The organism is Streptomyces sp. NPDC031274 (assembly GCF_055570235.1).
In genome coordinates this window covers 67,113-78,001 of sequence record NZ_JBVIHP010000039.1, presented here as the reverse complement: position 1 = coordinate 78,001, position 10,889 = coordinate 67,113, and the positions used below count along the sequence as shown (strand labels likewise).

7 protein-coding genes are annotated in these 10,889 nt (G+C 70.4%); 2 read left to right on the top strand and 5 right to left on the bottom strand.

Going from position 1 to position 10,889, the window contains the following annotated elements:
- Positions 1 to 169: 169 nt before the first annotated feature.
- Entirely contained in the window at positions 170 to 2,473 is a 2,304-nt protein-coding gene (locus ACZ5CR_RS40560) for an MMPL family transporter (RefSeq protein ID WP_468867366.1), read from the bottom strand.
- Positions 2,474 to 2,580: 107 nt separating this feature from the next.
- Positions 2,581 to 3,153 carry a TetR/AcrR family transcriptional regulator gene (locus tag ACZ5CR_RS40555; protein ID WP_468867380.1) on the bottom strand — a complete coding sequence of 191 codons (573 nt, stop codon included), beginning with the start codon at positions 3,151 to 3,153 and terminating at the stop codon, positions 2,581 to 2,583.
- 150 nt (positions 3,154 to 3,303) lie between these two features.
- On the opposite strand from ACZ5CR_RS40555, the gene ACZ5CR_RS40550 reads away from it, so the two are divergent.
- Positions 3,304 to 6,672, top strand: coding sequence for a S41 family peptidase (locus ACZ5CR_RS40550; RefSeq protein ID WP_468867364.1), 3,369 nt, complete (start codon positions 3,304 to 3,306; stop codon positions 6,670 to 6,672).
- A 172-nt stretch (positions 6,673 to 6,844) separates the two neighbouring features.
- On the top strand, positions 6,845 to 7,051 hold the full coding sequence (locus ACZ5CR_RS40545; RefSeq protein ID WP_468867362.1) for a hypothetical protein: 207 nt from the start codon (positions 6,845 to 6,847) through the stop codon (positions 7,049 to 7,051).
- Between the two features lie 130 nt (positions 7,052 to 7,181).
- Here the strand turns inward: ACZ5CR_RS40545 and ACZ5CR_RS40540 are convergent, their stop codons facing one another.
- The 3 genes from ACZ5CR_RS40540 to ACZ5CR_RS40530 are packed head-to-tail and all read right to left on the bottom strand — an operon-like array spanning position 7,182 to position 10,716.
- Entirely contained in the window at positions 7,182 to 8,060 is an 879-nt protein-coding gene (locus tag ACZ5CR_RS40540; protein ID WP_468867360.1) for an SDR family oxidoreductase, read from the bottom strand.
- Positions 8,057 to 9,019: an alpha/beta fold hydrolase gene (locus ACZ5CR_RS40535; protein ID WP_468867358.1), complete on the bottom strand. Its 963-nt coding sequence runs from the start codon at positions 9,017 to 9,019 to the stop codon at positions 8,057 to 8,059. The genes ACZ5CR_RS40540 and ACZ5CR_RS40535 overlap by 4 nt, the downstream gene beginning before the upstream one ends.
- Entirely contained in the window at positions 9,016 to 10,716 is a 1,701-nt protein-coding gene (locus ACZ5CR_RS40530) for a flavin-containing monooxygenase (RefSeq protein WP_468867356.1), read from the bottom strand. The genes ACZ5CR_RS40535 and ACZ5CR_RS40530 overlap by 4 nt, the downstream gene beginning before the upstream one ends.
- Between the last annotated feature and the right edge of the window lie 173 nt (positions 10,717 to 10,889).

The window sequence follows — 10,889 nt, the reverse complement described above, 5'->3', positions numbered from 1 at the left end:
CGTTGGTGGGTGTCTTCGAACGCGCCCCCCTCTCCCCCCCCCCCCCCCCCCCCCCCCCCCCCTCCCCCCCCCCACCCCCCCCCCCCCCCCCCCCCCCCCCCCCCCCCCCCCCCCCCCCCCCCCCCCCCCCCCCCCCCCCCCCCCCCCCCCCCCCCGCTCCTGAGACCTCTCAGACCCCTACCGGCTCCCGGTCGGCGTCCGCACCCCGGCCCGCGTCCTTCTCGGCGTCCGTGCGCAGCCCGTCGCCCTCGACGTCCACGTTCGGCAGCGCGCGGTCCAGCCACTTCGGCAGCCACCACGCCTTCTTGCCGAGCAGCGCGAGCACGGCCGGGACCAGCGCCATGCGCACGATGAACGCGTCGAAGAAGACGGCGATCGCGAGGCCGAAGCCGATCATCTTCACCATCTGCTCGCTGGATCCGATGAACCCGGCGAACACCGCCATCATGATCACGGCAGCCGCCGAGACCACGCGTGCCCCGTGCCTGAAGCCGGTCACGATCGCCTGCCCCGGCCGCTCGCCGTGGACGTACGCCTCACGCATGCGCGTCACGAGGAAGACCTCGTAGTCCATCGCGAGGCCGAAGACGACGCCCACCATGAAGATCGGCATCATGCTCATGATCGGGCCGGTCTGCTCGACGCCGAAGAGCGAGCCGAGCCAGCCCCACTGGAAGACCGCGACGACCGCGCCGAGGGCCGCGAGGACCGAGAGCAGGAAGCCGAGCGCCGCCTTGAGCGGGACCAGGATCGAGCGGAAGACGACGATCAGGAGGAGGAAGGCGAGTCCGACGACGAGTGCCAGGTAGGGCAGCAGGGCGTCGTTCAGCTTCTGGGAGACGTCGATGTTCATGGCCGTCGAGCCCGTGACCATGACGCTCGCACCGGTGTCGGACTTGATGTCGGCGCCCGCGCCACGGATCGCGTGCACGAGGTTCTCGGTCTCGATGCCGCTGGGCTTGGAGGACGGGACGACGGTGATGATCGCCGTGTCGCCCGCCTTGTTGATCATCGGCGGGGCGACCGAGAGGACGTCGTCGAGCCCGGAGATCGTCTTGGTGATCTCACCGGCCGCGGCCTTCGGGTCGTCGGACCCCTTGAGGTCGGCGACCGTCATCAGCGGGCCGTTGAAGCCGGGGCCGAATCCGTCGGAGACCAGGTCGTACGCCTTGCGCTGGGTCGTGGACGTCGGCTGCGCGCCGTCGTCCGGGAGGCCCAGTTCGAGGGAGGAGACGGGCAGCGCCGCGGCACCGAGGCCGATGACACCGATGAGCAGGACGGTGAGTGGACGGCGGACGACGAAGCGTGCCCAGCGGGTGCCGAGATTGTCCTTCTTCTCCGCGGCCTTCCCTGAGACCTTGTCCGCGGCCTTCTCCGAAGCACCCTCAGCAGCACCCTCGGCGGCACCCTCGGCTGCCGCCGCCTTCTTCCTGCCGCCGCCGAGCACCTTGCTCTTCTCGCCCATCGGCTTGACCTTCTTGCCGGCGTAACCGAGCAGCGCCGGGATGAGGGTGAGCGCGATGAGTACGGCGATGACGACCGTGCCGGCCGCCGCGAAGCCCATCTTGGTGAGCATCGGGATGTTCACCACGGCCAGGCCGACCAGCGCGATGACGACGGTGAGCCCGGCGAAGACCACGGCCGAACCGGCCGTCCCCACCGCTCGGCCCGCCGCGTCCTCGCGGTCGCGTCCGTCGGAGAGTTCGCCGCGGTAGCGGGAGACGATGAAGAGCGCGTAGTCGATGCCGACCGCGAGGCCGATCATCATGGCGAGCGTGGAAGTCGTCGTGCCCAGGTCGAGCGCGCTGGCGAGTGCGGTGATCGAGGAGACGCCGATGCCCACTCCGATCAGCGCGGTGAGCAGCGGAAGACCCGCCGCGATCAGCGAACCGAAGGTGATGACGAGCACGACGGCCGCGACCGCGATGCCGATGACCTCGGTGGCCCCGGTCTCCGGCATGGCCTGGAGCGCGTCGCCGCCGACCTCGACCGTGAGCCCGGATTCGCGCGCCTGGTCGGTCGTCTTCTCCAGGGCGTCACGGCTGTCCTCGGTCAGCTCCATCGAGGTGACCTTGTACGAGACCGACGCGTACGCCGTGGAGCCGTCCTTGCTGACCGTCTTGGCCTGGAAGGGGCTGTCCGCCCGCGCCACCTCGTCCGAACCGGACTTGAGGGCGGCGACGGTCTTCTGGATCTGGGCCTTGTTGTCCGGATCCGTGACCTTCTCGCCGTCCGGTGCCTTGAAGACGACCTTGGCGCTCGCACCGTCGGCACTGGCTTCGGGCACACGCTCTTCGAGCAGGTCGAAGGCCTTCTGGGCCTCCGTACCCGGAATGGAGAAGGAACTGGATGCGGCGGTGGGCGCGGACGCGGCGCCGACTCCGGCCAGCGTCAGGAGCGCCACCCATATCAGGGCGACGAAGTGCCGCCGCCTGAAGGCGAGTCGGCCTAGTTTGTAGAGGAAAGTGGCCACGAGGGCGTACTCCCGGTCAGGTCGTGGTGGCTACAGGGCAGGGGGATCAGCCCGACGACGTGAGCGGTCGCGTCAGGTGGAACGTGCTTACTGGGGAAGGGAGTTGGTCAGGCGCCGAGAGCGGGGAGGATCACGGCGTCGATGTAGGAACAGAGGAACTCACGGTCGACCGTGCGGTCCTCGATCAGGTCACGGGCGACGAAGCCGCCGATCATCATGTGGATGACGAAGCCGAGCGCGGGGTTGTCCGGGGACACTTCGCCGCGCTCCACGGCTCTGCGCAGCAGGGTGTTCAGGCCGGTGATCTCCGGCTCGACGAGCACCTGCCGCAGCGCGTGGTGGAGTTCGGGATTTCCGTGGATGACGTGGAACAGGCTCCGCATCAGCGCGGCGTCCTGCTCCATCTGGCAGTCGTCCGACCGGCGCACGGATTCCATCAGGTCGCCACGGAGGGACCCGGTGTCGATGTCCGCGATGGACACCGGCTTGTTGTGCCGCAGCGCCCTGGCGATCAGCTCGGGCTTGCTCCCCCACTGGCGGTAGAGGGTGGCCTTGCTGGATTTCGTGCGGGCCGCGATGGCGTCCATCGTGAGCGCCTCGTAGCCCATCTCGCGGAGCAGATCGAGCACGGCCGTGTAGATCTCGGCCTCGCGCTCGGGCGTGATCCGGCTGCGCCGCACCGTTGCCGCCTCAGCCATGATCCCTCCGCTCCTCGTCGTGTCTCCGTCGAGTCCCTGTCGGGCTCTTGTCGAAACTGTTCCGTACGCCATGACTGTACTCGGCGCCTTAACGAAACGAAACCGTTTCGTACGTGTGCTGCGTCACGCGCCATGCGCGCACCTGTCCCACCGCATGTCCGACCGCATGTACGAGTTGCCGGGCCCCGCACACCGGAAAAGCATGGTGAAGTGACCGACGCGCGCGATGAAGCCCACGCTGAACATGCCGACCACGCCTACCTGCGATTTCCGCACCTCAGCGGCGACCGTCTCTGTTTCGCGGCCGAGGACGATCTCTGGGTGGCCCCGCTGAGCCCGGACTCGGAGCCCGCGGGCCGGGCCTGGCGGGTGACCGTCGACCGGACCAAGGTGAGCCACCCGCGCTTCTCGCCGGACGGCCGCCACATCGCGTACACGACATGGCGAAGCCTCGATCCGGAGATCCATCTCGCCCCGGTGGACGGCGGCCCGGCCCGGCGCCTCACCTACTGGGGGAGTACGGACACCCGGGTCTGCGGCTGGTCCCCGGACGGCGACATCCTCGCCGTCTCCTCGCACGGCCAGCCCTTCTCGTACTTCTGCTGGGCCTACAGCGTGCCGACCGACGGATCACCCGGCGGCAAGCTGCCCTGGGGGCCTGTGTACGACATCGCGGTCAACGACATCGAGGGCGAACGCAAGACGCTCCTCCTGACCGGGAAGCCGCCCCACGAGCCCGCCGCCTGGAAGCGCTACCGGGGCGGGGCCATGGGCCGCCTGTGGATGCACGGCGAGCAGATCCTGCCCGACCTCGGCGGACATCTGGACACCCCGATGTTCGTGGACGGCAGGATCGCCTTCCTCTCCGACCACGAGGGCGTCGGCAACCTCTACTCCTGTCTGCCGGACGGCTCCGACCTGCGGCGGCACACCGATCACGACACGTTCTACGCGCGGCACGCGTCCAGCGACGGCGCCCGCGTCGTCTACCAGTGCGCGGGCGACGTCTGGCTGGTGGACGACCTGTCCGCCGACTCCGTGCCGCGCCGCCTCGACGTACGCCTCGGCGGGCCGCGTGCCGGGCGGCGGATCTATCAGGTGCCGGCCGCGCAGCACGTCGACTCGCTCTCCGTGGACACCACGGGCCGGGCCAGCGCCGTCGTCGTACGCGGCAGCCTGTACTGGCTCACGCACCGGGACGGTCCCGCCCGCACCATCACGGACACGCCGGGCGTGCGCGTCCGGCTCCCGGAGATGCTCGGCAAGGGCGGGCAGGTCGCCTACGTCACCGACGCGGAGGGCGAGGACGCCGTGGAGATCGCCTATCTGCCGCGCGCGAGCGGCGCGCGCCTGCCGCGCAGGCTCGCGCAGGGGAAGCTCGGCCGGGTCCTCGAACTGCTCTCCGACCCCGAGGGCGAACGGCTCGCGATCGCGTCGAACGACGGCAGGCTCCTCCTGGTCGACGCCACGGAGGAGTCCGACGGCGAGGTGACGGAGCTGATCCGCTCCCTCAACGGCCCGGTGCGCGACCTGGCGTTCTCTCCGGACGGGGCCTGGCTGACGTGGTCGCACCCCGGCATCGGACGCTCCCTGCGCCATATCAAGATGGCCCGTATCGAAGGTCCTGGCTGCCGCATCATCGTCGACGTGACCAACGGCCGCTTCGAGGACGAGAACCCGGTCTTCACCCGCGACGGCCGCTATCTGGCCTTCCTGTCCTGGCGCGGCTTCGACCCGGTCTACGACGTGCACACCGGCGATCTGTCCTTCCCGCTCGGCTGCCGCCCCTACCTCGTCCCCCTGTCGTCGGCGACCCCCTCGCCCTTCGCCCTCTCCCCCGACGGCCGCCCGGCCGCGGGCGGCCTCGACCCGGCCGACGGCAGGCCGCAGGACGGCGCCGTCATCGTGGAGGTGGAGGGCCTGGAGAGCAGGGTGACGCCGTTCCCGGTCTCGGCGTCGAAGTACTCGGCGCTCCACCCCGTCAGCGGCGGTGGCCTGGTCTGGCTGCGCTGGCCGATCTCGGGCGCGCTCGGCGAGACGTTCGCCAATCCGGCGGACACCTCGGGGCGCCCGACCCTGGAGTACTTCAACATCACCAAGGGCAAGAAGTCCGCCCTGGTCGACCATCTCGACTGGTTCGCGCTCAGCGGCGACGGCTCGCGGCTCGTGGTGGTCGACGACGGCGAACTGAGCGCGGTCCCCTCGACGGAGGTCGGTGACATCGACACGACCGTCTGGATCGACCTGCGCCGCATCCTGCACGAGGTCGACCCGGCGGCCGAGTGGCGCCAGTCCTACGACGAGGCGGGCCGCCTCATCCGCGCCTACTTCTGGGAGCCGCACATGTGCGGCATCGACTGGCCCGCGATCCTGGACCAGTACCGGCCCCTCGTGGACCGGGTCGCGTCCCCCGACGAGTTCGCGGACCTGCTCCGCGAGGTCCTCGGCGAGCTGGGCACTTCCCATGCGTACGTCTCCGCCGCCCGCCGCAACGAAGGGCCGCCGCACTATCAGCGGGCGATGGGCCTCCTGGGCGCCAACCTGGTCTGCCGGGACGGCAGTTGGCTGATCAAACGGATCCTGCCCGGCGATTCCTCCGACTCCAAGGCGCGCTCGCCCCTCGCGGGCGCCGGCATCCGCGAGGGCGCGGTCCTCACGCACATCGACGGCCGCCCGGTGGACCCGGTGACGGGCCCCTTCCCCCTGCTCGCGGCGGCGGGCGGCACGACGGTCGAGCTGACGTTCGAGGCGGCGGAGGCGGAGGGCAGGCCGAGGAGGGTGGCGATCGTCCCGCTCATCAATGAACGCCCCCTGCGCTACCAGGACTGGGTGGCCAAACGACGCGAGGTCGTACGGGAGTTGAGCGAGGGGAAGTGCGGCTACCTGCACATCCCCGACATGGGCGGATCGGGCTGGGCGCAGTTCAACCGCGACCTGCGCCTTGAGGTCTCGCGTCCCGCCCTGATCGTGGACGTGCGCGGCAACGCGGGCGGCCACATCAGTGAGCTGGTGGTCGAGAAGCTGACGCGGAAGATCCTGGGCTGGGACCTGACACGGAACGCCCAGCCGGCCTCGTACGCGTCGAACGCACCGCGCGGGCCCGTGGTGGCCCTGGCCGACGAGGCGACGTCGTCGGACGGCGACATGATCACCGCGGCCTTCAAGCTGCTCGGCCTCGGCCCCGTGGTGGGCCTGCGCACGTGGGGCGGAGTGGTGGGGATGACCGGGCGGCACGTCCTCGGGGACGGAACGGTCATCACGGTGCCGATGAACGCGGGGTGGTTCGACGAGTACGGCTGGTCCGTGGAGAACCACGGCGTCTCCCCGGACCTGGAGGTGCTCCGCACGCCCCTGGACTGGGCGGAGGGGCGGCACGCCCAGCTCGACGACGCGGTGCGGGTGGCGCTCGACCTCCTGGAAGACCGGCCGGCGGCGACACCGCCGGGGCTCGGGGACGTACCGGACCGGCGGCGGCCGAAGCTTCCGCCGCGGGGCGAGTAGCGGGGCCCTTCGCGGGCCTTCTGGCGGGCCGTCACTCGGGCCTTCTCGCGGTCCGTCTCACGGGCCTTCTCGCGGTCCGTCACTGCCCGTTAATGATCGAAATGCGAGGTAAGTCCCCTCATGTAAGTCTGGTCGAGGCCCCTCCAACCTCACCCTCTAGGAGTGAACAAGCATGGGCATCAAGGACCAGTTGCAGGACAAGTCCGGCGAGCTGCAGGACCGCGCCAAGAAGGCCATGGGCAACAAGAAGGACGAGGCGAGCGAGCGCGCCTCGCAGGGCCGCGACGACGCGCAGGAGCGCGGCCAGCAGGCCCCTGACCAGGCCAGGGATGCCGCGCAGGAGCAGCAGGACAAGTTCAACCAGGACTACGACGCCTGACGCTGCGCTGCACTGAGCTGCGCTGAGCTGGACCAGATGAGGCCCGCCCGGGACGCCGGGTGGGCCTCATCGCCGTGCGGGGCCGGGTCAGCCCTGGAGCCGACCACGCCGACTACCCCGACCACCCCGGCTACCGCCCACTGCGCACCTGCTCGTCGGCGGAGCCCCCCGCCCCCACCAGCCCCGTGGAGACCGTCCCGAGGCGGGGTTCGAACCGCCGCATCTCGCGCTGGCCGACCGAGCCGATGACCCCTGGCAGATATCCCCGGATGCCCTGCATGCCCCGCAGCCACCACTGCGCGTACACATGGCTGGAGCGACGCTCGATACCGGCGACGATCCGGTCGACGGCCGGGCCCAGCGGGTACGTCTTGTTGGACGGCCACGGCAGGCGCTGCCGCAACTCCCGCATCACGTCGTCCTGATCGGCACCCCGCACCATGTCCGTGTCCGTCCAGGACAGGTAGCCGACGCCGACCTTCACGCCCTTGTAGCCGACCTCGGCCCGCAGACAGTGCGCGTACGCCTCGACGCCCGACTTCGACGCGCAGTACGCCGTCATCATCGGCGCCGGCGTGATCGCGGCCAGCGAGGCTATCTGGAGCAGATAGCCCCTGCTCTCCATCAGGACCGGCAGGAACGCCCGCCCCGTCACCGCGCTGCCGATGAGGTTGACCTCGATCACCCGGCGCCAGGCCTCGGGGTCGGACTCGATGAACGGGCCTCCGTTGGCGACGCCCGCGTTGGCGACGACGATGTCGACCTTCCCGAACCGCTCCTTGACCTCCTGGGCGACCCGGGCCATCGCGACGTGGTCCGTCACGTCCGCGTGCCAGGCCTCGGCCTCGGTGTGCAGCCGCCCCGCCACCTGCTTCAGCTCGTCCGGCTCCAGGCCGACGAGCGCGATCTTCGCACCCCGCGCCGACAGCTTCCGCGCGAGCAACTCCCCCACGCCCCGCGCCGCCCCGGTGACGACCGCGACCTGACCCTCCAGGCTGACCTTGCTCATGCGCTGCTCCCCTCAAGCCCTTCAAGCCCGTGAACCGGCTGCCCGTCCACCCGTACGTACCTCTTCGCGAGATCCCTGATCCTGCCCGTGACCGCCTCCGGCGCCTCGACCGGCGTCATGTGGCCGAGCCCCGGCAGCTCGGTGAGACCGAGGGAGTCCGGCAGCATCCCGGCGATGCGCCGCGCGTGCGTGACGGGCGTCATCCGGTCGGCCGTGCCCGCGATGACCGCGGTCGGCACATTCAACTCCAGTACACCCGCGTCGAGTTCGATCTCGTCGAGCACGTGGGACCAGCGGTAGCGCACCACCCTGGGGCACCCGTGCACGATGTGCGCGCACACGTCGACCCGGTCCGGGGCCGAACCCGGGCCCATCGTCGCGTACTTGAGTATCTTGCGGGCCATCGGCGTCACCGGCCCCAGCGGCGCCTTCGCACCGAGGACCGACCGCGTGATCCGCGTCCGCAGCCGCCCGGCCCGCACCGGCACCACGAGCGACTCGGCGACCAGCCGCGAACTCCCCGTGCTGCACAGCAGAACCGCCGCCGCGTGCTCCCGGAAGACGGGCCGCGTACTCGCAGCCATGATCGTCATGCCGCCCATCGAGTGCCCGGCGAGCACGGCCCGCTCCCCCGGTTCGAGAGTCGCCGCGAGCACCGCCTCCAGGTCGTCGGCGAGAGCGGTGGTGCTGTAGCCCTCGACGCCGTCCGGCGCGACACTGCGCCCGTGCCCCCGCTGGTCGTACGCGACGACCCGGTGATCGACGGCCAGGTCACGTATCTGCGCCGCCCAGAAGGCGGTCGAGCACGTCCACCCGTGCGCGAGCACCACCGCGGGCGCGCCCTCGGGCCCGTGCACCTCCGCGTGCAGCCGCGCGCCGTCCGCCGACACGACGGTCAGCTCCCGCGCCGCGGCAGGCGGCGCGAAGGGCCCGCTCGTCACATGCGTCAGCCTGCTCATGCCCCTGCCTCAGCTTTCTTCGCCGTACGCGACGTGCTCTTTCCCGGGGTTCCGGTTCCCGGCGTACGGGTTTCCGGGGTACGGGTTTCCTGGGTACGGGCCTTCGACGGCGCCGCGTCCGCGCTGACCTTCGGCGGCCGCACCACCTCGTACTCGGCGAGATCCACCCGCCGCGTGGCGTTGCGGAACTCGGTCGTCGTACCCGGCCAGATCGTCGTGTTCACGCCGTTCTCGTCGAGGTACCAGCTGTTGCAGCCGCCGGTGTTCCACACGGTGCGCTTCATGCGCTCCTGGACCTTGTCGTTCCAGGCGTTCACGGCGCTCGTCCGCGCGGCGAGCGCGGCCCTGCCGCCGAGTACGTCCAACTGCCGTACGTAGTCGGCGAGATAGTTCAGCTGGGCCTCGATCATCAGGATCATCGAGGAGTTGCCGAGACCGGTGTTCGGGCCGATGACCGTCATGAAGTTGGGGAAGCCCGCGGCGGTCGCGCCGCGCAGGGACTTCATCCCGTCCTTCCAGGTCTCCATCATCGTCACGCCGTCGGGGCCCACCACGCGGTTGGCGATCGGCATGTCCGTCACATGGAATCCCGTACCGAAGATGATCGCGTCGACCTCGGTCTCGGTGCCGTCGGCGGCGACGACGGTGTTGCCGCGGACCTCGCTGAGCCCGCTGGCGACGACGTCCACATTGGGCTGCGCGAGAGCCGGGTAATAGGTGTTGGAGAGCAGGATCCGCTTGCAGCCGATGCGGTACGACGGCGTCAGCTTGGCCCTCAGCGCCGGGTCCTTGACGGCGCGGGCGATGTTGCGCTTGCCGATCTGCTCGACCGCGCCGAGCTCGTTCGGCCGCTTGGTGAACGCCTGGACCTGCAACTCCCTGATGCCCCACAGGATTCCGCGCCGGGCCTGGGTGGTGAACGGCAGCTGGCGGTGCAGCCAGCGCTCGGCCTTGCTGATGGCGCGGTCCATGCGCGGAAGGACCCACGGCGGGGTGCGCTGGAAGAGCGTGAGCTTGCCGACCTCGCGCTGGATGGCGGGCACGATCTGGATGGCGGAGGCCCCGGTGCCGATCATCGCGACGCGCTTGCCGCGCAGGTCGTAGTCGTGGTCCCAGCGCGCGGAGTGGAAGACCTCGCCCTCGAAGGTGTCGAGGCCGGGGATGTCCGGCAGCTTGGGGTCGGAGAGCGGCCCGGTGGCGGAGACGACGATGTCGGCGATAAGGGTGCCGTTGCTGGTCTCGACCTCCCACCACAGCTTCTCCGCGTCCCAGCGCATCAGCTTCACCTCGGTATTGAGGCGGATGTGCGAGCGGAGCCGGAAGGTGTCGGCGACCTGCTCCAGGTACTCGTGGATCTTCTCCTGGCCGGAGAAGGTGCGCGGCCAGTCGGGGTTGGGCGCGAAGGAGAACGAGTACAGATGCGAGGGCACGTCACACGCGCAGCCCGGATAGCTGTTGTCCCGCCAGGTACCGCCCACCGCACCGGCCCGCTCAAGGACGACGAAGTCGGTGATGCCTTCCCGGCGCAGCCGAACCGCGGCACCGAGCCCACCGAACCCGGACCCGATCACGGCTACCCGCACATGCTCGCGCCCCTGCTCCTGCCCCTGGCTCTGGCCCCGGCCCTGCTCCTGACCTTGGCCCTGCTCCTGGCCCTGGCCCTGCCCCTGCTGGCGCCCATCCTCATCCTCGGCCATGCCGCCGCCTCCCGAACTGCTTCACGACTCTGCCAGTGACCACTGGCGCAATTGGGAGAGTAGAACAGCTGCGTACTGATGGGTAGGGGTCTGGCGCCCCGAGTTACCGCCGGTAGAACACGCGCACGGCGCTCCCGACGCGGCAGCACATAGGCTGCTGCCGTGGCAGAGAC

Bases quoted from the DNA above. Each gene is read 5' to 3' on its own strand.
- ACZ5CR_RS40545 (WP_468867362.1), top strand. From the start codon at position 6,845: ATGGGCATCAAGGACCAGTTGCAGGACAAGTCCGGCGAGCTGCAGGAC.
- ACZ5CR_RS40535 (WP_468867358.1), bottom strand. From the start codon at position 9,019: ATGAGCAGGCTGACGCATGTGACGAGCGGGCCCTTCGCGCCGCCTGCC.
- ACZ5CR_RS40550 (WP_468867364.1), top strand. From the start codon at position 3,304: ATGCGCGCACCTGTCCCACCGCATGTCCGACCGCATGTACGAGTTGCC.
- ACZ5CR_RS40540 (WP_468867360.1), bottom strand. From the start codon at position 8,060: ATGAGCAAGGTCAGCCTGGAGGGTCAGGTCGCGGTCGTCACCGGGGCG.
- ACZ5CR_RS40530 (WP_468867356.1), bottom strand. From the start codon at position 10,716: ATGGCCGAGGATGAGGATGGGCGCCAGCAGGGGCAGGGCCAGGGCCAG.